Source organism: Micromonospora sp. NPDC047548 (assembly GCF_040642975.1).
In the GTDB taxonomy this organism is placed as follows: Bacteria; Actinomycetota; Actinomycetes; order Mycobacteriales; family Micromonosporaceae; genus Micromonospora.
Map to the genome: position 1 here is coordinate 61,469 of NZ_JBEYTI010000018.1, position 24,863 is coordinate 86,331.

A 24,863-nucleotide genomic window follows, 5' to 3' on the forward strand; every position below is an offset into this window, starting at 1 on the left:
TGCGGCCGTTCAGGTAGAAGGAGGCGACCACGTGCCGTACGAGTACAATTCGATCGAATATTCCCGACAGGCACGATGGTTGCTGCAGATCATCACCGGTGAGGATCAGCCGGGGGCGATGGAAGGCCGGCTGCGGGCCTCCGGCGACGTGTTGCAGTCGACCGCCGATGACATGCGTGAGCTGTCGCGTCTGCTGGCGGGCGGGGTCGACCGGATCCGGCGCGGGATGAAAGGCGACGTCGAGCAGGCTTTCACGGACCGGATGCGGAAGCTGCTCGCCGAGGGCGGCACGTTGGACAATGTGTCGCTGTTTTTCGGCGGCATGGGAGAGCGTTTGCGCACCGCCGCCGGGCAGGTGCAGTACATGAAGATGTCGACGGCGCAGATGCTGGCCGAGATGCTGTTTCAGATCGCGCTGCTGATCTACCTGTCGAACTTCTTCCCGGGGTGGGCGCAGGCCATGTTGCTCCAGCGGCTCCTGGCGGCGCGGATCTTCTACTACGCGTTGCAGACGCGGGTCGGCCAGGGGTTGACGGCGTTGCTGATCAGCACCGCTCAGGAGTTCGGCCAGGACCTGCTGCTCCAGGTGATCCAGAAGAACTCGGGGTGGCGGCGGAATCTCAGCGTCCAGGACCTCGGCCAGTCGGCGGTGGGGGGTGTGTTCGGCGGTGTGGCCGCGCTGGCGCTCGCGCCGGCGGTGCAGGGCCTGCTCGGCAAGATGATGCGGGACCCGACCGCATGGCGTGGTCAGCTGTCGCGGGAGTCGCTCGAAGGAGTGGGGGTGGAGGTCCTCGCGGAAGGGGCGACGAGCGCCGCCTACGGCCAGGGGTTCGTGGTGACCCCGTTCTCGGTGACCTCGGGTCTGGCGGACTCGGTGGCGCCGTTCGCGGTGGAGAAGCTGGCCGAGGAAGTGCGCGAGCGGCTCGGTGGCTCCTCGGACGACGACGACCGCGACGACACCCGCGACGACAACCCGAGGTCGCAGGGGTCGCCGGGGAACAACGGCACGCCCCCGCTCGGGAGTGACGGCTCGGCCGACCGACCGTTGCCGAGGGAGGGCACGACCGGCCCGACACGTGACGACGCGGGGGACCGCGACCCGCGGCCGGCGGTGGTGCCATCGCGGGACGACGGTGATGACACCGGGGGTGGAGATTCGCCTCCGGTGGTGGTGCCGTCACGGAATAACGGTGCCGGTCCGGTCCGTGACGGTCCCGGGGGTGGGGACCCGCCTCCGGTGCTGGTGCCGTCGTGGGACGACGGTGTCTGGCCGGTGCGTGTCGATGCCTTGGGCGACGATTCGTGGCCGGTCCTGGTGCCGCCTGGCGACGGTCCTGGTCCGGTGGTGCCGGGGCTCGGTGACTGGGCGCTCGACGGTGGGGTGCCGACGACGGTGGGGTCGTGGCCCGCCGATCCCGGTCCGGTGCTGGTGTCCGATCCTGGGTCGAACGATGGTTGGCAGGCGTCGGGGCCGGTGCCGCCCGATCGGGTGGTCGCCCCGTCGTTGGAGCAGGTGGCACGGTTCGTGTTTCCGGACCCGGTGGGTGCGCCGCCGGTGGTGGTCGGTGGCCTCGGAGAGGGTGTCGGGGCGCCGGTGCCGCGAGTGGTACATCTGGTGTGGACCGATGCTGGTGTCGCCGGTCCGCAGGTGCAGGCCAATGTGCGTGACTGGGTGGAGTACGCGGGCCGGCAGGGGTGGACGGTGCGGTTGTGGGTCGGTGGGGATCCGGCTGTTCAGGGCTGGTGGACGGGCACCGGGGTGGAGGTTTCCCGGCTTGATCCGGTGACCGCGCAGTGGACGGGGGGCACGACGGGCCCGACGCCGGCGCGGTGGGAGGGGCCGGGGTGGGTGGACGCGGCGCGGTTGGCGGTGCTGCACCACGACGGCGGGGCGTCGGTGGACGTGCACACCCCGCCGGGGTCGGTGTCCCTGCCGGTCACCCCGGTGCGGCTGGGTGATCAACCGGGCAGCGTCGCGTATGTCAGTCCCGCCCCGACACAGTCCTCGGCCGGGTGGGACGCGGTGCGGCATGACCCAGTTGGTTTGCGACCGGTGCTGCGGGAGGCGCTGACCGGACCGGCCACCGCCACCGTGCTCGCGGCCCCACCACAGCACGGTTTCGTCCGCGATGTCCTCGAACGGGTCCTGTCCAGCCAGCCCCAGCCGGTCGGCCAGTTGCCCACACCCACAGCCCTCGATCCCATACCGCTGGCATCCACCTCGCGCCGCGCCGACACCACTCCCGGCCAACCCCAACCCATACCCCAAGCCGCGGCCGAACCTGGGCTGGTGATGCCGACCGGTCCGCAAGGCCTGGACACCGCGGTCGATCGGGTGCTGCACGACTACGCCGGCCCGGCCGGGCACGTGTTCGACCCCCGGCTGGTCGCCCAGTTCGAACCGGCCAACCCGCTGGTGCGCATGGCCTCACTGACACCCCCACCCACCGTGACCGGCGGACACGACCTGCAAACCGCCGCGTTCGACGCACACGCCGTGCCGCAGGAGGTTCGCCCGCAGGAGGAGTCTGCGGTTTATGACGTGGATGCGGTGTGGGTGCATCCGTTCACGGGTGTGCGTACCCGGGCGGCGTTCGATGCCCGGTTCCGCACGGAGGATGGCAGGCCGGTCACCGAGTTGACGGTGAAGGTCCGGATTGTGCCGGATGAGACCGTCACGGAGACGGAGGTCGCCGAGACTTGGGACTCGCTGCACAGTGGGGTGGAGGAGTACTTCAACCAGCCGGGGCATCAGTTCCGTAAGTACGGCACGTTGAAGGTCACGGTGGAGCCAGTGACCGATGGGCCGGCGCACCTGCAGGTTGAGCTGTCGCACCTGCATCCGCAGATTTCGCAGCGCAAGTGGCGCCCTGGCATGGACGGTCAGGAGGCTGCGCACGAGCTCGGGCATCAGTTGGGTTTGCGGGAGGAGAACCGTCATCCCGACGATCCCGAGGAGTTGTTGCACGTTCCGGGTTCGTTGATGGGACAGTTCGACGATCCGGTACCGCGGGAGGTGTTGGACGAGGCCGGGCTGGAAGGACCGCCGCAGGGCGGGGTACGCCAGCGATACCTGGATCTGGTGGAGCGCCTGATCGACGCGCGTCGTGACGGCGGCCGGGCACCCCAGCCGTCTCCGCACACCGGCGACGACCTCCCCGAGCCTCGCATGCCGAGCCTGGATGCGGTCAACCGGCGGGTCGCCCGCATGGAAGACCAGCGGTTGATCGGGCCGCTGCGCGACCTTGTCCGGGACCAGCCCGGTCCGCTGACACCGGCGGAGGCGCGTTTGTGGGTCGACAGCACCACCATGCTGCCGGGCAATCCGAACCCGAGCACGGCGCAGAAGTGGGAGTATCTGCGTCAGCTGGAGCAGCTCAACCGGGCGATCCCGACACCTGCCGAACAGCAGGCAGGCATGGAGACGCCGGTGCGTCAGTCGGTGCTGGCTACCCGGGACCGCCGCCCGTGGCTGGAGGACGGCACACCGCAACCACCCATCCCGACCGGCACCATCACGTTCGCGGACTCCCACGTCCTGCCGAAGGCGATGCCGTCCACGCCGGGGCGCGACCGGCCCTCGTTCAAGCTGGTCGACGAGATCGCCCAGCACATCAGCCAGCACGAGAACCTTCCCCGGCCGGCCACGGACACGATCGCCAAGGAACTGCGGGAGCATCCGGAGCAGTTCTTCGGCGAAGGGTACCGACTCCAGGTCACCCGGGACGGCAAGGAGCGCGAGATCATCGTGCGTGCCACCAACTACGGCGACTGGAGCCGCTACTCGGCCGAACCGACCCTGAAACCAGAGCCCAAGACCGTCGCCAGCGCCGTCGCCAAGCGGGCGTTGACCTTGAATCGGCAGACGGACGAGAAGGTACGGCACATCGACAACGTCCACTTCTTGGTCACCGACGTCACCGATGTCCACAATCCGGCCGCGGGAACCCATGGCGCCAGTTTCACCATGCACAACGGACTGAACTGGCATCTGTCCAGGGATTACACGGCTCCGCTAGACCCACAGGGCCTGCCACAGGACATCGTGTTCACCGAGGAACAGCCGGTCGGGGAGTTCGAGGTCGAGGGTGTCGGTGCCCCGCTGCGTGGGGCGGCTGAGCTTGCCAGGTCGCTCTTCCCGGATCTCACCTCGAAGAACGACGTGTACCGGCAGCTGCACAACTTCTTCGCGCACGGGCTGGGCGACGCCATGCCGGAGATGCTGAGGGGTTGGACGGAGGTACCGGGAGCTAACCCGCCCGGCGTCCGGATCCGTGCGATACCGGAGGACGGCCGGCTCGCCCACAGCAGCCAACAGCCCCCGGTACGGCCGCGGGCTCGTACGACCTCTGACGGTCTGGGCAACCTCGCGAAGTCGGTCTTCGACAACCTGTCGGAGTCCGGCGAGAGGTTGATGCGCGACGAGTCCGGCTGGTACGGCGTCTACGACACCCGGGTACGGCTGGAGATCCAGCGACTCGACGGGGAGCACCAGCCCCTCGGAACCAGCGGCCGCAGCACGTACATGATGGCATCGCCGGTAGCGGTCCGGATGCGGATGGGCACCGGCGAGGCGACCCGGCATGCCACCGCGCCGACGCAGATTCCGGCACCGCCGCCGCAGCCGGAGCCGCAGCCGGTGCCGGACCCAGCGCGTCTCGCCTCGGTTCTTGTGCACGGCGGCGACCGGGTCATGGTGGGCTTGTCCGAGCCGGTCGACCCGCATCCCGCGGTCCGCGGTGTAGGCGTGCCGAAGGCCGCCCTTCCGCACATGGAGCAGGTCCTCGCGAAGGTCAAGAGCCTGGGCGAGGCCGCAGGCGTCCCGATTCCGCGGGAGCGGCTGCGTACTCTGTCGAAGGAGTTGCTGGACAACTATCCGCAGTTGGTGGGTGGGGCGCTGGTCGACCTGGGGAAGGCCGAGGCGCTGATCACTATCGACCCGACGCATCCGTGGAAGGTGGCCAATCCGTCCGGCTCTTTTGACCGTCCGTCGGAGCAGAGTGGTGCCTTCCCGGGAAGTGGCGACGGCGAGGTGGACTCCCCGACCGGGAGCGGCGGGAACAAGGGTAAGGCCCGTGAGGTGGCCGAGGAGGGTGGCCAGTCTGACGGTGGCAAGCCTGACGGTGGCTTCCACAGCAATGAGACGATCAACGGTCGGTTCCTGACCGGTACCCACAACACCACGCATTCCGGCACGATGGGTGTCACCAACGCCAACGCGGCGGTCAGCTTCGGTTTCGGCGTTGGACCGGGCCCCGCGCAGGTGGCCAAGGGTAGCGTGGCCCTCAACGCCACGATGAACAAGGTGTCGAAGTCCCTCACCGTCTCGGAGGATGCCGAGACCGGCATGGTGGAGGACACCCGCGACACCTCGACGCTGCTGGCGTACGTGCCGAACTGGCGGGTGCAGTTGCGCACCGACGCTGACATTCGCTGGGAGAACGTGCCCTACCATGCCGTGGACGGGCCGCTGGACGAGAAGCTGCTGCTGTGGGTGAACGATCACTACCTGCGGGATGCGCCGGCCCAGACAGTGACCGTGCAGAATCCCGCGGACGGTCCTATCCCTGCACCGACTCCGCCGCAGAAGCCGGCTGGGTCCCAGCCGCAACCGCCCGCGGCGCCGACGCCGGAGGCGACCCGGCAGTATGAGGATGATTTGCGGGCGTGGGAGGACGGGCAGCGGGAGTACTTCGACGATCTCGGCCAGTACTACTCGGACTGGAACCGGTACTTGGAGCACATCGACACGCTGGCCCACCATGACGATTATCAGAGGTCGCTGCCGGACATCTTGTATGCCTCCGGGCTCACGGATCTGCCGAGGTTGTTTGACAACATCGTCGCGGAGTTGAAGGTAGCCGGGCTCGCGCTGCCGATGGGCAGTCCGCAACGTACCCAGTTGTGGCAGAAGCTGTCGAACCTCGACACGAACTTGAAGAAGGCGGTGAACCAGGAGGAGGGCTACCACTTCACCATTGCCGAGAGTGGGCAGGAGCTCGCGGAGATCACCGTCCGCACGACCCGTGACGATTCGGGTGAGCAGGTCGGCGATACGACGGACAAGGCCCACCTTGAGGAGGTGCGTACCGCGATCGAGGGGGTCAGCGGTAACCAGTCGATTTCTCAGTCGACGGCGGTCACTGTCAGTGGTGGCGCTGATGTGGTGCCGACGGATCTGATGAAGGTGACCGCCATGGGCTACGGGTCGATGAGTTGGTCCAATTCGACCAGCTTTGGTTCCGGGCGGACCGGCTTGTGGGTGCTCGTCAGCCGGTATACCGGGTACACCAGTGGGTATCAGGTGAAACTGACGCACAACGCGACGGTCAGTGTCGCCAAGAACGCGCAGGCCGACCCGAGGCCCGTACCGGAGGTGAGCGGCAGCGGGCTGTTGCGCATCCCTGAACCGGACGCCTTCAAGCACGGCTTCCCGGTGGCCAAAGATGCGCTGACCGATCCGTCCAACCCGAGGCCGGCGCCGGGAGCCGTCCGCAACACCGCGCCGCAGCCGGAGGACCCGAAGGCGGCACCGCTGCCGCTGCACGTGTTGAACGGTAAGGGTGTGGGCCATGGCCTGACCAAGGTGGACAGGGCCGTGATCAGGCAGATCAAGGAGGGGCTTGAGGGGGAGCTGCGGCGTGCCGGGTTCCTGCCGGCGGACAGGGATCGTCCGTTCGCGTCGGGGAAGGGGAAGCGGGACAGTCGGATCGATAACGCGAACCTGCTGGACAAGATGGTCTCGGAGGCCGGCTTCGATTCGCATTACGACCCGATGCACCAGGATGGCCTGACTTTCACCCTGACTCTGCGTCACAAGGGCGGCTTCAAGACGTACGCCCGGGTCACGGTCAAAGCCGAGCAGCGTCTCGAGGGGTACGAGGACCACGAGGGCAACCGGCATTCGCAGTATCACGTGCGCCGCAGTGACGAGTACCACACGGTGAACCTGGCGATGGGGATGGACTCGGCCGCGCCTGGTGTCGGAGGCGGGAAGAGAGCCGCCATCGGCTTTAAGGCCACGCTGGGGTACAACGGCGACGATCCGAAGTACAAATGGTTCCGTGGCTACACCGCCGGCGCGGAGTACTCCCGCGGCGTCGGCGCCAGCGAGGGTCTGTTCCTCATGGTGAACCGGCCCGAGTTGTTGGAATACCCCGGTGCCGTGGACATGTTCCGGCTGCCGAGTGATTACACGGTCACGATCGAGTACAGCGACACTGAACTCGGTGTCCCCCGGCCCATCGAGGTCAAGGACGCGTTGGCCACCGTCCACCTCCTGCCCTCGTTCAACAACCCGGCGAAGGCGGGCCAGTCGACGTTCTCCCAGCCGACGCCCAAGGAGGTGATCGACCAGGCGGTCATCCTCTATGTGGACAGCTCGGGCATGACCGAGGCAATCCGCGAACTCCTGCCGGACCTGGCGGGGCCGGGAAAGATCAACGATGACGCGATGAGCAAGTTCGGCGGCAATGTCCTCGTCCGGTCACACCTCAAAGAGATCATCTATCACGAGTACAACACCAGCCATTTTTTCGATCCCGGTTTCTGGCGCGACGGCACGGCGTCGGTGGCGTTGAGCGCTGACATGCAGCCCAGCCGTTTCGCCGGTTTCACCGCCGACAAGTTCGTGATCGGCAGGATCAAGCTGTGGCTTTCGCAGGCGACGCAGACGGAGAGCAAGTCGCATGGGGTGAGTGTCACCCCGCTGTCGGTGAGCGCGGGCGGTTCGTTCCCCGGACAGGGCAACCTCGACCTGACGGGGTCGGCCAACAGCAACCTGTCGTGGGGCTGGGCCACGTCCGAGTCGACCGCCCGGACCGGAGCGAAGGAGTTCCTGGAACTCGACTTCCACCGTGTCTACGCGTTCGCCACCAAGGTGGACTTCAAGCTGGACGCGGTGCACGAGAAGCACGGCAAACTGGCATGGGCGTCGATCCGTACACCGGACCAGGACACGCTAGCCGACAAGGAGATGCTCTATCTGCTCTCCGAGCACGACGCCCTGACCGAGTACGCCAAGAACAAGGTACCCGTCCCCGACGAACTGGTCCACGACGCCCTGATCCGCTGGCACGACGGTGAACTGCAACTCAGCGGCAACACCGTCGCAGGCATCCTGGCTCGCCGGGCCAGCGACCTGGCCTTGCGCCCTGAGCTCGGAGGATGGAGCGGGGCAGACCGGTTGCCGTTGGCCGAATGGGCTCGCATCGTGCGAGAGAAGCACAACAACGGTGAGCTGTACGTCACCGGTGCCACCGCAGAACGCTTCAACCAGGCATTCCCGCGGTTCGCCATCGACAACGGCAGCAACCCGTTCGCCGACCGGTGGATACCGCCCTACCTGACCCGCACCGGTCCGAAGGCGTTGGGACACAGCGGTATCCATGAACTGAACTTCGACGCTGACCCGGCCCGGGGCATCCCGGAGAATCCGACCCCGTTCACTCTCGTGCGCGACATGGTGGAGCGGGCCGCGCCCGGCCTGCTGGGCAAACAGCCGGAGGTGTGGCTGTCCGACAACGGCAGAATCATCGGCCGGCTCCAGGGCGGCGTTGACGGCCTGCAGGGGCTGCTGTCCGGCAAGCGGGAGCAGCCGCTCGTCGAGGACATGCTGCACAAGGATGGCTTCACGCTCGTGTTCACCAACCAGGTCGGCCCGGTCCTGCACGACGTCGTCGAGGTCAACCTGAAGTACGCGCTGACCGGCAAGCCGGAGGTGACCGACCTCGTACCCGAGACCGGTCTGGAGAACTACACACACGGATACGACATCCGCAGCAAGACCAAGGCGAAGGACTTCACCTACTCCGCGGGTGCCTCGCTCAGCGGCAAGGGCCCGATCGGTCACCACAACCCGAACGACCCCAAGAACGACCTCCCCAAGGGCAGCCTGTCCGCCACGCCAGGGTTGAAGGTGGGGGCGGGCAGCCACAAGAGTGTGACCCGCGCGCAGACGGAGACCACCGAACAGACCATCTACGACTGGACCGGGCACTACCGCGCCGACGTCCGCCACAACCTGCATGTCGAGGTCCGCCGGGTCGACATGGCGGGGCGGCCGCTGAACAACCTGCTCACCGGCGTCTACCGGAAGTTGGCCGGCCATGCGGAGCCGGTGGTGGAGGACTTCGCCGGCACCACGGTGCTGAAGATCCCGAAGAGCACCGGTGACGCCAAGCCGATGAGCGGTCCCCACCTGCCGGACTACCGGGCACTGGTGGCGTGGCCGGGCGACGGGTATGTGACCGCGGTGCTGGTCGACGACGCGCCGGCCATGGCGCGTGAGCTCCTCGCCGACCTGGCCGGGAAGAAGGCCAACGATCCCGATTTCCTGTCCAGCCTCTCGCTGCCGATCGAGCTGTCCCGTACGCACCTGCAGGGTCACCTGCACGAGGCGATCGGCGGAAACGAGTACCTGCTCAGCGACAAGATCTTCCTGCCTGGCCACAGCAGTGACCGGGTGCGCATGTCGCTCGTCGGTGACCTCTACAACCCGGAGATCATCGCACCGATCAGCGGTACCGGTCCGGGTGCCTACCGCAAGACCCAGGACGGGACGACATTCAGCTACTCCTCCGACTCGCCGAGGGCCGGGTGGTCCCTCGGGACGGAGGGCGGCGGCGCCGCCCACATCAAGGACTTCGACAACCAGACCAAGCCTTGGGCAAGCGACTCGGTGGGCGGCTCGGCGGGGACCGGCGCCGACCATACCCACAACCAGGGCACCTCGCATACCGAGAACTACCGCCGCGAACAGCACGTCAAGCAGCAGGGCCCGACCTACCTGGTGCGGCTGCGTGGAAAGTTCCGGTTCGTGGCCCAACGCCACACGGTCAACCTCGTGCTTCCCGACACCAAGAGCGGCTGGAAGTGGAGCGACCCGTTCAGCGGGGACGTGTACGCGTTGCTGACCGCCGGTGAACTGCACGAGTTGCAGCAGCGCATGGACAACCTGCCGTCGTTGGAGCAGACCGGCACCGACCCGACCACCTGGCCGCGACCAGGCCAGCACCCCCGGCGGCGCAACCTGGTCGACCTGCTCGCCGACGTCGGAAGGGATGGGTACGACCAGTTCCAGGCGGCGGGCGAGGTGGCCCAGTCACTCCGCGCCGATGTCGGTGGCGGACCCAGGCGCTCGTCCGGCCGCCCACACTCCGGCCTGGTACTGACCAGCCGGGACGGGCAAGCGATCGTTCACACCTACGAAGCCACCCTCACCTGGGCGCAACAAGAACTGGCCGGCCTCGGTAACAGCGCCCGCAGTCAGCTCGACGAAGTCCGGGGCAGACTGGCCCAGGTGGCCGGCCTGCGGAGGCTGGCCAAGGGTCGGGCGAGCGCCGACGCGGCGGCCCAGTTGACGGACGCTGAGGAGTACACGGACCAGATCACCAACCAGATCATCGCGCTGCAGGGGGACTCCTGGGCGGAATCCCTCAGGCGCAGGAACCTTCCCCCGGTCGACCTGCACCCGGTAGACGTGGGCCGCCAGGTCGCCCACGAACTCGAAACATATGTCGACGTCCACCACACCGACATCAACGGCGTGACCGCCAAGTACCGGATCGACCCCGACGGGCGCGTAGCCGACCTCAGCGACGAAGAAACAGCGGAACCCAGCGGCTCACGAAACGTCACCGTCCCCGAAGACCAGGGACCTCCCCCTCCGCCGAACGAGCCTCTCCAGCAGCAGCCGGTCACCGAGGGCACCACGCCACCACAGCTCCCGCCCACCGCTCCGTCTCCGCAACCCATGCCGGACGTCGAGGACATGACCGACGACCCGGCAGCGATCCCGATGACCCGGCTCTACCACCTTGATCCGCTGGCTGCAGAGCGGGACCAATCCGGCGCACGCGTCGTGCAGCAGGAGGAGTCTGCGGTTTATGACGTGGATGCGGTGTGGGTGCATCCGTTCACGGGTGTGCGTACCCGGGCGGCGTTCGATGTCCGGTTCGGCGCGGAGGATGGCAGGCCGGTCACCGAGTTGGCGGTGCGGGTGCGGATTGTGCCGGATGAGACTGTCACGGAGGCGGAGGTCGCCGAGGCCTGGGATGCGTTGCGTGGTGGGGTGGAGGAGTACTTCAACCAGCCGGGGTACCAGTTCCGTAAGTACGGCACGTTGAAGGTCATGGTGGAGCCGGTGACCGATGGGCCGGCGCATCTGCGGGTTGAGTTGTCGCATCTGCATTCGGAGATTACGCAGAGCAAGTGGCGTCCTGGCATGAGCGGTCAGGAGTCTGCGCACGAGTTTGGGCATCAGTTGGGTTTGCGGGAGGAGAACCGTCATCCCGACGATCCCGAGGGGTTGTTGCACGTTCCGGGTTCGTTGATGGGACAGTTCGACGAAGCGGTACCGCGGGAGGTGTTGGACGAGGCTGGGCCGGAAGGAGTGTCGCAGGGAGGGGTGCGCCAGCGGTATCTGGATCTGGTGGAGCGTCTGATCGACGCGCGTCGTGACGGCGGCCGGGCGCCCCAGCCGTCCCCGCACACCGTCGACGACCTCCCCGAACCTCTCATGCCGAGCCTGAATAAGGTCAACGAGCGGGTCGCCCGCATGGAAGAGCAACAGTTCATCGGGCCGTTGCGCGACCTTGTCCGGGAGCAGTCCGGTCCGCTGTCACCGGCGGAGGCGCTGCTGTGGGTCGACAGCACCACCACGCTGCCGGGCAATCCTCACCCGACCGTGGCGCAGAAGTGGGAGTATCTGCGCCAACTGGAGCAGCTCAACCGGGCGATCCCGACGCCCGCGGAGCAGCAGGCAGGCATGCCTACGCCCGTGCGCCAGTCGGTGCTTGCCACCCGGGACCGCCGCCCGTGGCTGGAGGACGGCACACCGCCACCGAGCACGCCAACCGGTGTGATTCAGTTCGGTGACAACCACGTTCTTCCCGCTGCGATGCCGTCCGCGCCGGGGCGCGACCGGCCCTCGTTCAAGCTGTCGGATGAGATCGCCCAGCACATCGGCGAGCAAGACAACCTTCCCCGGCCGGTCACGGACACGATCGCCACGGAGTTGCGGGAGTATCCGGAGCAGTTCTTCGGCGAAGGGTACCGGCTGCAGTTCACCCGGGATGGCAAGGAGCGCGAGATCATCGTGCGTGCCACCAACCACGGCGACTGGAGCCGCTACTCGGGCGAACCGACCTTCAAGCCGGAGCTCAAGACGGTCGCCAGCACCGTCGCCAAGCGGGCGCTGACCTTCAATCGGCAGACGGACGAGAAGGTACGGCACATCGACAACGTCCATTTCTTGGTCACCGACGTCACCGATGTCCACAATCCGGCCGCGGCAACCCATGGCGCCAGTTTCACCGTGCACAATGGACTGAACTGGCATCTGTCCAGGGATTACACGACTCCGCTGGACCCGCAGGGCTTGCCGCAGGACATCGTCTTCACCGGGACACAGCCGATCGGAGACATGGAGGTCGAGGGCGTCAGCGCCCCGCTGCACGGGGCGGCCGAACTCGCCAGGTCGGTCTTCCCGGACCTCACCTCGAAGAGCGAGGCATACCAGCAGTTGCACGACTTCCTCGCGCACAAGCTGACCGAGCACATGCCGGAGATGCTGCAGGGCTGGACGGACGTGCCGGGAGCCAACCCACCCGGCGTCCGGATCCGTGCGATACCGGAGGATGGCCGACTCGCCCACACCAGCCAACAGCCCCCGGTACGGCCGCAGGCCCGCACGACCCCCCACGGCCCGGGCAACCTCGCGAACTCGGTCCTCAAAAACCTGTCACGGTCCGGCGAGACGTTGATGCGCGACGACTCCGGCCGGTACGGCATCTACGACACCCGGGTACGGCTGGAGATCCAGCGACTCGACGGGGAGCACCAGCCCCTCGGAACCAGCGGCCGCAGCACGTACATGATGGCATCGCCGGTAGCGGTCCGGATGCGGATGGGCACCAGCGAGGCGACCCGACATGCCACCGCGCCGACGCAGACCCCGCCACCGCAGCCGGTGCTGCCCACGGGGGCCACGCAGCCGGTCTCGCAGCAGCATCAGCCCGCACCACAGCCGGAGCCGGTGTCGGACCCGGCACGTCTCGCGTCGGTTCTTGTTCATGGTGGCGACCAGGTCATGGTGGCCTTGTCCGAGCCGGTCAACCCGCATCCCGCGGTGCGCGGTGTGGGCGTGCCGAAGGCTGGCCTTCCGCACATGGGGCAGGTCCTTGCGAAGGTCAGGGATCTGGGCGAGGCCGCGGGTGTCACGATTCCGCGGGAGCGGCTGCGTACGCTGTCGAAGGAGTTGCTGGACAACTATCCGCAGTTGGTGGGTGGGGCGCTGATCGACCTGGGGAAGGCCGAGGCGCTGATCACGATCGACCCGACGCATCCGTGGAAGGTGGTCAACCCCTCCGGCTCTTTCGACCGCCCCTCGGAGCAGAGTGGTGCCTTCCCTGAAGATGGCGACGGCCAGCCTGATGGTGGTAAGCCCGATGGTGGTTTCCACAGCAATGAGACGATCAATGGCCGGTTCCTGACCGGTACTCACAACACCACCCACTCCGGCACGATGGGTGTCACCAACGTCAATGCGTCGGTCAGCGTCGGTATTGGTGTCGGACCCGGCCCCGCGCAGGTGGCCAAGGGCAGCGTGGCGCTTAATGCCACGATGAACAAGGTGTCGAAGTCTCTGACTGTCTCGGAGGATGCCGAGACTGGCATGGTGGAGGACACCCGTGATGTCTCGACGTTGTTGGCGTATGTGCCGAACTGGCGGGTGCAGTTGCGTACGGATGTCGACATTCGTTGGGAGAATGTGCCCTACCATGCTGTCGATGGGCCGTTGGAAGAGAAGTTGTTGTTGTGGGTGAACGATCACTATCTGCGGGATGCGCCGGCCCAGACGGTGAGCTTGCAGAAGCCGTCGGGATCGGAGTTGCCGGAGAGGCCCACGGACCCGAAGCCGCGGCCGCCTGTGGAGCGGACATTGGAGGCGGTGCAGCAGTACGAGGCTGATTTGCGGGTGTGGAACGATCAGCAGCGGGACTACCGTGTCAAGCTTGGTGAGTATTACATGGTCGAGACGCCGGACCTGCCGCAGAGGCCCACGGATCCGAAGCCGCAGCTGCCTGCGCAGCAGACGCCGGAGGCGACCGGGCAGTACGCGGCTGATCTGCGGGCGTGGGATGACCGGCAGCGGGAGTACTTCGACGAGCTGGGCCAGTACTACGCCGACTGGAATCGGTACCTGGAGCACATCGACACACTGGCCCACCATGATGACAACCAGAGATTGCTGCCGGACATTCTGTATGCCTCGGGGATTACGGACCTGCCGAGGTTGTTCGACAATATTGTCGCGGAGTTGAAGGAGGCCGGACTCTCGCTGCCGATGGGCAGCTCGCAACGCACCCAGTTGTGGCAGAAGCTGTCGAATCTTGACACGAACCTGAAGAAGGCGGTGAATCAGGGGGAGGGCTATCACTTCACCATTGCCGAGAGCGGACACGAACTCGCGGAGATCACTATCCGCACGACCCGTGACGATTCGGGTGAGCAGGTTGGCGACACGACCAACAAGGCTCACCTTGAGGAGGTGCGCACCGCGATCGAGGGGGTCAGCGGTAGCCAGTCGATCTCTCAGTCGACGGCGGTCACTGTCAGTGGTGGCGCTGACGTGGTGCCGACGGATCTGATGAAGGTGACCGCCACGGGCTACGGGTCGATGAGTTGGTCCAATTCGACCAACTTCGGTTCCGGGCGGACCGGCCTGTGGGTGCTGGTCAGTCGGTACACCGGGTACACCAGCGGCTACCAGGTGAAGCTGACGCACCATGCGACGGTCAGTGTCGCCAAGAACGCGAAGGCCGATCCGAGGCCTGTGCCGGAGGTGAGCGGCAGCGGGTTGTTGCGCATCCCGGAACCGGACGCCTTCAAGCACGGCTTCCCGGTGGCGGAGGAGGCGTTGACCGATCCGTCTGACCCGAGTGCGCCAGGAGCCATCCGGAACACGGGGCCGAAGCCGGAGGACCCGAAGGCGGCGCCGCTGCCGTTGCACGTGCTGGAAGGCAAGGGTGTGGGCCATGGTCTGACCAAGGTGGACCGGGCCGCGATCGATGAGATTAAGGAGGGGCTTGAGGGGGAGCTGCGGCGTAGCGGGTTCCTGCCGCCGGACAGGAATCGTCCGTTCGCGTCGAGTGAGGGCAAGCGGGACAGTCGGATCGACAACGCGAACCTGCTGGACAAGATGGTTTCGGAGGCCGGCTTCGATTCCCACTACGACCCGATGCACCAGGACGGCCTGACCTTCACCCTGACTCTGCGTCACAAGGGCGGCTTCAAGACGTACGCCCGGGTCACGGTCAAAGCCGAGCAGCATCTCGAGGGGTACGAGGACCACGAGGGCAAGCGGCATTCGCAGTATTTCGTGCGCCGCAGCGACGAGTACCACACGGTGAACCTGGCGATGGGGATGGACTCGGCTGCGCCTGGTGTCGGAGGTGGGAAGAGAGCCGCCGTCGGTGTCAGGGCCACGCTCGGGTACGGCGGCGACGAGCCGAAGTACAAATGGTTCCGCGGCTACACCGCCGGCGCGGAGTATTCCCGCGGTGTCAGCGCCAGCGAGGGTTTGTTTCTCATGGTGAACCGTCCGGAGTTGTTGGAGTATCCCGGTGCCGTGGATGTCTTCCGGCTGCCCAGCGACTACCTGGTCACCATCGAGTACAGCGACAGCAAACTCGGTGTCCCCCGGCCCATTGCGGTCAAGGACGCGTTGGCTACCGTCCACCTCCTGCCTTCGTTCAACAACCCGGCGAAGGCGGGTCAGTCGACGTTCTCCCAGCCGACGTCCAGAGAGGTCATCGACCAGGCGGTCATTCTCTACGTGGACAGCTCGGGCATGACCGAAGCGATCCGCACGCTCCTGCCGGACCTGGCGGGACCGGGAAAGATCAACGATGACGCGATGAGCAAGTTCGGCGGCAACGTCCTCGTCCGGTCACATCTCAAAGAGATCATCTATCACGAGTACAACACCAGCCATTTCTTCGATTCCGGTTTCTGGCGTGACGGCACGGCGTCGGTGGCGCTGAGCGCCGATATGCAGCCCAGCCGCTTCGCTGGCTTCACCGCCGACAAGTTCGTGATCGGCAAGATCAAGCTGTGGCTGTCGCAGGCGACGCAGACGGAGAGCAAATCGCATGGGTTGAGTGTCACCCCGCTGTCGGTGAGCGCGGGCGGTTCGTTCCCCGAGCACGGCAATCTCGACCTGACCGGGTCGGCCAACGGCAACCTGTCGTGGGGGCGGGCCACGTCCGAGTCGACCGCCCGGACCGGTGCGAAAGAGTTCCTGGAACTCGACTTCCACCGTGTCTACGCGTTCGCCACCAAGGTGGACTTCAAGGTGGACGCGGTGCACGAGAAGCACGGCAAACTGGCCTGGTCGTCGATCCGTACACCGGACCAGGACACGCTCGGCGACAAGGAGATGCTTTATCTGCTTTCCGAGCACGACGCCCTGACCGAGTACGCCAAGAACAAGGTACCCGTCCCTGATGAACTGGTTCACGACGCCCTGATGCGCTGGTACGACGGTGAGCTGCAACTGAGCGGTAACACCGTCGCGGGCATCCTGGCTCGCCGGATGAGCGACCTGTCCTTCCGCCCTGAACTCGGAGGGTGGAACGGGGCAGATCGGTTGCCGTTGGCCGAATGGGCTCGCATCGTGCAGACCAAGCACAACAACGGTGAGTTGTATATCACCGGCGATGCCGCAACGCGGTTCAATACCGCTTTTCCCGAACGCCAGCTCGGCGACGGCATCAACCCGTTCGCTGACCGGTGGATACCGCCCTACCTGACCCGCACCGGTCCGAAGGCGTTGGGACACAGCGGTATCCATGAACTGAACTTCGACGCTGACCCGGCCCGGGGCATCCCGGAGAATCCGACTCCGTTCACTCTGGTGCGTGACATGGTGGAGCGGGCCGCGCCGGGCCTGCTGGGCAAACAGCCGGAGGTGTGGCTGTCCGACAACGGCAGAATCATCGGCCGGCTTCAGGGCGGCGTTGACGGCCTGCAGGGGTTGCTGTCCGGCAAGCGGGAGCAGCCGCTCGTCGAGGACATGCTGCACAAGGATGGCTTCACGCTCGTGTTCACCAACCGGATCGGCGGGTTACTGCACGACGTCGTCGAGGTCAACATGAAGTACCAGATAACCAGCATGCCGGAGGTGAACGACCTCGTACCCGAGACCGGTCTGGAGAACTACACACACGGATACGACATCCGGGCCAAGACCGAGGCGAGGGACTTCACCTACTCCGCGGGTGGCTCACTCACCGGCGGAGGCCCGGTCGGTCACCAAGACCCGGGCGACCCCAAGGGCAGCCTGTCCACCACGCCCGGATTGAAGGTGGGGGCGGGCAGCCACAAGAATGTGACCCGTGCCCACACAGAGACCACCGAACAGACCATCTACGACTGGACCGGGCACTACCGCGCCGACGTCCGCCACAACCTGCAACTCGAGGTCCGCCGGGTCGACATGGCGGGGCGGTCGCTGAACAACCTTTTCACCGGCATCTACCGGGACTGGACCGGCCATGCGCAGCCGGTGGTGGAGGACTTCGCCGGCACCACGGTGCTGAAGATCCCGAAGAGCACCGGTGACGCCAAGCCGATGGTGGGCCCGCAGCCGCCGGACTACCGCGCACTGGTGGCCTGGCCGGGCGACGGGTACGTGACCGCGGTGCTGGTCGACGACGCGCCGGCCATGGCGCGCGAGCTCCTCGCCGACCTGGCCGGGAAGAAGGCCAACGATCCCGGATTCCTGTCCAGCCTCTCGCTGCCGATCGAGCTGTCCCGCACGCACCTGCAGGGTCACCTGCACGAGGCGATCGGCGGAAACGAGTACCTGCTCAGCGACAAGATTTTCCTGCCTGGCCACGGCAGTGACCGGGTGCGCATGTCGCTCGTCGGCGACCTCTACAACCCGGAGATCATCGCACCGATCAGCGGTACCGGCCCGGGCGCCTACCGCAAGACCCAGGACGGGACGACATTCAGCTACTCCTCCGACTCGCCGAGGGCCGGGTGGTCCATCGGGGCGGGCGGCAGCGGCGACCCGGCGAACGGCGACACGGTGGGCGGCTCGGCGGGGACCGGCGCCGACCACACCCACAACCAGGGCACCTCACACACCGAGAACTACCGCCGCGAACAGCATGTCAAGCAGCAGGGCCCGACCTACCTGGTGCGGCTGCGTGGAAAGTTCCGGTTGGTAGCCCAACGCCACACCGTCAACATCGTGCTTCCCGACACCAAGAGCGGCTGGAAGTGGAGCGATCCGTTCAGCGGAGACGTATACGCGCTGCTGACCGCCGGCGAACTGCACGAGGTGCAGCAGCGCATGGACCACCTGCCTCCGCTGGAGCAAACCGGCACCGACCCGACCACCTGGCCGCGACCAGGCCAGGGCGCCCCGCGGCGCAACCTGGTCAAACTGCTCGCCGAGGTCGGGAGAGACGGATACAACCAGTTCCAGGCGGCGGGCGAGGTGGCCCAGCGCCTCCGCGCCGACATCGGTGGCGGACCCAGGCCCTCGTCCGGCCGCACACACTCCGGCCTGGTACTGACCAGCCGAGACGGGCAAGCGATCGTCCACACCTACGAAGCCACCCTCACCTGGGCGCAGGAGGAATTGGCCAGCCTCGGTAACAGCGCCCGCAGCCAGCTCGACGAAGTCCAGGACAGACTGGCCCGGGTGGCTGGCCTGCGGAGGCTGGCCAACGGTCGGCCGAGCGCCGACACGGCGGCCCAGTTGACGGACGCCAAGAATTTCACGACCCAGATCACCAACCAGATCACCGCGCTGCGGGGAGACTCCTGGAACGACTCCCTCGGGCGGCGGACCCTTCCCCCGGTCGGCCTGGGCCCGGTAGCGGTGGGCCGCCAGGTCGCCCACGAACTCGAAACGTATGTGGACGTCCACCACACCGACGTCAACGGCGTGACCACCAGATACCGGATCGACCCCGAAGGGCGCACAGCCCGACTCGGCCCCGATGGGCGCCCAGCCCAACTCGGCACCGACGACACAACGGACACCGGCGGCTCTCGAAGCCTCACCGTGCCCGAAGACCAAGCGCCGCCCCCTCCACCGAACGCGCCCCTCCAACAGCAGCCGGTCACCGAGACAAGCACCACACCACCACAGACCCCGCAGCCCACCGTTCCATCTCCGCAACTCGCGCCGGACGACGCGGACATGATCGACGACCCGACAGCAATCCCAATGACCACCCTGAAACCGGCCGCGGAATCGGCCGCGACGCCGCCCGCTGTCGAAGAGCCGCCGCTGCCACCGTCGCAAGAGCCGGTAACCGTGACGCAGGAACCCCCCACGGAATCGACCGAAACCAACACGACCCCCTCACACCCCTCGAATCAGCAGCCCCCCACGTCAACGGTGCCGCCCGAGGACGAGGGGACCGTCCGGGAGATCAGCTACGACACCGGCCTGGGCCCCAATCCGAACCTGTACTCCGACCACGACGGCCGGTTCCGGGTCAGCAACACGACCCCGGGGGCGGAGTGGTACCCGGCCGGCCAGTTCTGCGCCTACCTGGCCACGCACTGGCTGGTCAACGGCGCTCCGCCCAGCGGACTACGCTTCGGCGACCTGAGCGAACCCGACCGGGATGCGGCTGTCCTCAGCCACCTCGTATGGGCTGAGCGGGGCGGACTTGACGCACAGGTCGACCAGGCCAGGGAAACGCTGTCCGGGCAGAGCCTCGGAACGGTCAGGCTGCTCGCCGCGATCACCAACGAGACATGGCCCCCGGGGACCCGGATCTGGCTCGGCAACCGGTCCCACACGCTCGCGGCAGTCGTGGGACCCGACAACCGGTTCCAGGTCTATGACCCGAATACCGGCGACGTGACCGCCATGACCGTGCCGGATTTCCGGGCGTACGTCAGGGCGATAGCGGCGAACTCGTTCGTTGTGGCGGAACCGAAGCCCGTACCGGCGACCGCTGGCGGGGTAGAACCTCCTGGCCCGTTGCCAGAGCAGGATCGGGCGCCCGTGGACGAGGTGTCCGACCTCCCGGGCCGTCCGCCTGAGGAATCACCCGTCCCTGAGCAGTTGGAGGCGGACAACCGGTTCGCGGGCCAAGCCGCAGCGTTCGCCCGTGGCGAGCCCCGGACGTTGCCCTTCGGGATGGTGCGATACGCCGCGTCCCCCGCTCTCGACGACGCCCTGCGTGCTGTCGAACCGACGCCCGAGGACGTCGAGCAGCGGCTCCAAGACCAACAGAACGAGGAAATCGTCGGAGCCACCCGTGTCGCGCGGGTGCTGGCCGCCCTACGCGGAGTGCGACCGGGTTCGGAGCGGAGCGACGAGGCATCCGCGTGGATCGAGGAGAGCCTCGGCGGCCGGTTCCACCCGGCTGAGGTGTCCGCTCTGCACACGCTGCCGAACGGATCCGTGACCGTGGTTCAGCTGCGCCACGCGGCATCCGGTGCGAACCCGCCATTCCACACCCTGCTGATCGAGCGGGCGGAGGACGGCAGGCTGTACCTGATCAACGCGCTCGGAAGCACCCCGGTCGCGATGGCGCTGAACCCGGCCCCCGACGATCCCCTGCTACTCGGCCAATTGCAGCTGGTGATGGACCCCGAAGGCAGGCTGTGCTGGGCGTTGCTACCCGACCGGCTGCCCATGCCGTCCGACCACAACGATCGGTGAACCGCCCGTCGTCTTGGACGTTGTGTCTTGTGGAACAGGGCGCAGCTGAAGGAGACGGCAATGACCGATGCACGGCGCCGATCGTGCCCCGCCACGATCGCTGCCCTCCTGGTCGGGATCGCCGTGGCATTCATGGTGCCCGTCGGCGCGGCCTGGGGCGCTCCGACTCCGACTCCGACTCCGACGCCGACGCCGCACGGCGCTGGCGGCAGGTTCTATATGGTGCGGCCCGCCGACAGCCTGTATCAGATCGCCCTGGACACCCTCGGCGACGGCCGGCGGTACCGCGAAATCGTGGCGTTGAACGAGACGCGGACCCAGGCCGACGGCGGCAGGCTGACCGACCCCATGGTGGTGCGCCCAGGCTGGGTGTTGCTTCTGCCACCCGACGCGGCCGGTGCCGGTGTCCGAGACAGGGAACCCGCCGCCGCGTCGCCACCACCGCCGGTGGCGGTCGGTCGGTCGGCCGGTTGGCTGCTGTGGGGTGCGCTGGCGACGCTCGCCATGCTCACCACGATGCTGCTGCTCGGTCCCCGCGTACGAGCGGTATGCCGACGCACGATCAACGGCGTCGCACGCAGAACAGCGGCCTGTGGGCGCGCGATCCACCGCGTCGCGCGGAGAACAGTGGACCTGGTGGCAGCGGCGACGCGGCAGCTGCGCGCACGTCGGCCTGCTTGGCGGAGACCGACCAGCACCGCCGCAGCCCCCCGGTCGACCAGTGAACCGCAACCCGCACCGACGCCCCCGTTGACGGTCAAACTCCTCCCTGGACACGGGCAGATCGAGGTACGGCTGAGCGCGGTCGCCCGGGACGGTGGACCGGCCTACCGCTGGCTCGGCATCTTCGACACTCCACCTGTCTCCACCCTGCCCGTCGTACTCGGCGTTCACGACGATGCTTTCCTGCTCATCGATCTGGCGATGTGCCCGGACGTGTTCACCGTGACGGGCAAGGCCGAGGACCTCCGGCCCTACGTGGCGGGCCTGACCCGCCAACTGCTGGCCTACCGGCATCCCGTTCATGTCGTCGGCGACGTGCTGGGCAGTGACCTGCCCGACGGCTGCGTCGTCGTCGACGAGATGCCGGAACTGGGGGAAGGTGACGGTCGGACCGAGATCGTCATCAGCGGTGCGCTGCCAGCTCGGGCACTGGCCACCGCCCGCACGGCCATCCGGTCAGGCAGCCGAACCGCGCTGGTTGTCGTCGGTGACGTTCTGCCGTCGCGTTGGTCGGTGGCGGTACGGCCGGTCGGGCCGGAGGCAGCGCCAGCGGCCGCATCGGCAGGTACGCCATGACGAGTTACTCATCGCCGCGGAGACTCCTGACGGCGCTGGCCCTGGCCGCCGTTGTGCTGATGACCCTGACGGTTGGTACGCCGGCCAGCGCCGAGCCGCCTGGCGACTACGTCAAATACACCGTGGTCCGGGAAGCCGCCGCTGGGCGGGCGGAGACCCTGTCAGAGATCGCGACGAACCTGCTGTCGAGTCCGGGACGGGTCGACGAGCTGTTCCGGTTGAACGCGGGGCGGGTGCAGAGCGACGGTGGCGTCCTGAGGGACGTCGATACCCTGCACGTCGGTTGGACGCTGGTGCTGCCCTGGGACGCCTCCGGCGACCGGGTGCGGTACGGGACGGTCCTGCCGTCCGGTCCGCCGGTCGCAGCCGCCTCGCGCAGCCCAGCTCCGGCCGTGCCGCCAAGCACGGTCACCGGTGCGCCCGCCTCATCCGGGGCGGGTAGGGTCACCGACGTCGCGATGGGCGGCGACAACCCGGGACGGTGCGCAGCCACCCGGGCCGGCGTCCAGGCCAAGTCCGTCGACGAGTGGGGCCACATCCGACTGGCCCCCGAGAAGGCGTGGCGCACGACGCGGGGTACGGGCGTGCTGGTCGCAGTGGTCGACTCCGGTGTCGATCCGGGTCGGCCCGAACTGTCCGGCCGGGTCCTCCGCGGCGCGGACGTACCGCAAGGCAACACTCTCGGTAGCCGCGACTGCACGGGGTCCGGGACTGCCATGGCCGTCCTCGTCGCCGGCGAGTCGATTGTTGGCCGGCCGGCCGGCGGCGTCGCCCCGCAGGCGGGGATCCTGCCCGTACGGGTGGTGCATGAGGCGGAGCCGACGGCTGCGGATGACGTGGTGAGCGGCATCGTCCTCGCGGTTGCGGCCGGGGTGAAGGTCATCGCCATCGGTGCCGCCGTGGATGTGTCGGTTCCTGTGGTGATCGAGGCGCTCAATGCCGCAGTGGCCCACGGCGTGCTCGTCGTGCTGCCCGCCCGCACGGCTACCGGCCACGGCCCGGCTGCCGGAACCGAGGGGCCGTCCGCCACCGCCCGCCCCGGCATCCTGCGGGTCGGGGCCGTCGGGCGGGACAATCGACCTGTTGCGCCGTACGTTCCCAACGGCGTCGATCTCGTCGCTCCCGGCGTCGACGTCTCGGGACCAGATCTGACCGGCTCAGGGCCGCGTTCATTCAGCGGCAGCAAATACGCCGTCGCGTTCGTCGCCGGGGCCGCAGCGCTGGTCCGTTCCGCGCACCCCAGGCTCGGCCCGGCTGAGGTTGCGCGGCGCCTCACCGCGTCTGCGGACTCGCAGAGCACCGTCCTGCCTGATCCGGGCACTGGCTGGGGGATGGTGGACCCGGCCTCGGCCGTCGGCGAGGTCGTCGAGATCCAGTTGATGCCGTCGGCGGGGCCGTCCAGGCCGGATGACGTCGGGCCGCTGATCTGGACTGCCGTACTCGGCGGGCTTGGGCTCGCCGCCGTGGGCTCGCTGACCGTGACCCGGCTTCGCCACCGTCGACGCGGTAGGGTCGCGGCCGGGAGCGAGCCACCGCAAGGAGTAGGGCCGGAGCCATCGACGCAGGGCATCACCGCCGGCGGTGATTCGCCGTGACCCGCAATGGAGGTATCGCGCTCACGGCCGCGATCCTGCTCGGTGTACTTACGTGCGGGCTGTTGGGCGTGTCGCCGGCCCGAGCCGACGGCGTTGCCGAACTGCCCGAGTTGCCGGTGCCGCGGGACCGGTGCGTCGAGGAATCGGCCAGAGTGCTCACGCAGCGGTCGTGGGCGCAGGACCGGGTGGCGTCGCGACAGGTCATGCCACTGACCCGTGGTCAGGGCGTGGTGGTGGCCGTCCTCGACACCGGCGTGAGTGCCATCGCGCCTGCTCTGCGCGGCGCGGTCCTGCCCGGGATCGACGTGGTCGGCGGCGGCAACGCCAACCGGGACTGCTTGGGGCGGGGGACCGCCCTCGCCGGACTCGTCGCGGCCAGGCCGGTCGACGGCACGTCGTTCGTCGGGGTGGCGCCCGCCGCCACTATCCTTCCGATCCGCATCGTCGACGGCCGGGGCGAGATGCCATCCGGCAGCATCGCCCGGGGGATCAACGCCGCGGTCACGGGCGGTGCCGACGTCATCCTCCTCGGCACCGGCACACCCGGCGCCACCCCGGACCTTCGGCGCGCGGTCAGCGCCGCCGTCACCCACGGCACCGTCATCGTCGCGGCGGTGGCCACCGCCGCCGACCGTGCCGACGCCCCTGTGGTCTGGTACCCCGCCGCATATCCGCAGGTCATCGCGGTGGGCGCAGTGGACCCGCAGGGCCGGGTCGTCGGCCGACCGGCGGAGAACTCGGGCGTCGACCTTGCCGGGCCGGGTGGCGGCGCGGCCAGTATCGGACCCTCTGGTCGGGGTCACTACCGCGTCGGCGGCAGCGGGGTAGCCGCCGCCTACGTCGCCGGCGTGGCCGCGCTGATGCGGTCCTACCAACCCGACCTCGACCCGGATCAGGTGCGCGAGCGGCTGGGCCGAACTGCTGAACCGGCGAGCGACAAGAGCATGCGCCCGTGGGTCGGCGCGGGAATGGTCGACGCGTTCGACGCGCTCGCCGCCACCCGGGTCGGCGCGACGCCGTTCCGCGAACTGCCGGCGCAGCCGGTTGTGGTGCCCCAACCGCCGCCTCGCCCGCGATCGGTGGCGCTCGGCCTGACCCTCAGTGCCGCGACGGCGGTGGCCACAGCGTTGGCGTTGGCGGCCATCGCGACAGGCCGGCAGTGGCGCCGCAGGCGAGCCCAGAGCCGGCCACGGTGACCGCCAGAACACGCTGCGCCTGAGCCCGCTGTGGCCGTAGCCGAGAACCCGCGCGGCGACCCCCTGCGG

Annotated in this window: 4 protein-coding genes; all 4 read left to right on the forward strand. The window is 67.9% G+C overall.

All coding sequences use genetic code 11. From position 1 onward, the window contains the following. Positions 1–31: 31 nt before the first annotated feature. The 4 genes from ABZ807_RS19575 to ABZ807_RS19590 all read left to right on the forward strand — a co-directional run bounded on the left by ABZ807_RS19575 (position 32) and on the right by ABZ807_RS19590 (position 24,794). Positions 32–20,704 (forward strand): hypothetical protein, encoded by a 20,673-nt coding sequence (locus ABZ807_RS19575; protein ID WP_357159576.1) that lies wholly within the window; start codon positions 32–34, stop codon positions 20,702–20,704. A 750-nt stretch (positions 20,705–21,454) separates the two neighbouring features. After that, positions 21,455–22,003: a hypothetical protein gene (locus tag ABZ807_RS19580; RefSeq protein ID WP_357159579.1), complete on the forward strand. Its 549-nt coding sequence runs from the start codon at positions 21,455–21,457 to the stop codon at positions 22,001–22,003. 59 nt (positions 22,004–22,062) lie between these two features. Further along, positions 22,063–23,598 carry a S8 family serine peptidase gene (locus tag ABZ807_RS19585; RefSeq protein WP_357159582.1) on the forward strand — a complete coding sequence of 512 codons (1,536 nt, stop codon included), beginning with the start codon at positions 22,063–22,065 and terminating at the stop codon, positions 23,596–23,598. Then, entirely contained in the window at positions 23,595–24,794 is a 1,200-nt protein-coding gene (locus ABZ807_RS19590) for a S8 family serine peptidase (protein WP_357159585.1), read from the forward strand. The genes ABZ807_RS19585 and ABZ807_RS19590 overlap by 4 nt, the downstream gene beginning before the upstream one ends. The last annotated feature ends 69 nt before the right edge of the window (positions 24,795–24,863 follow it).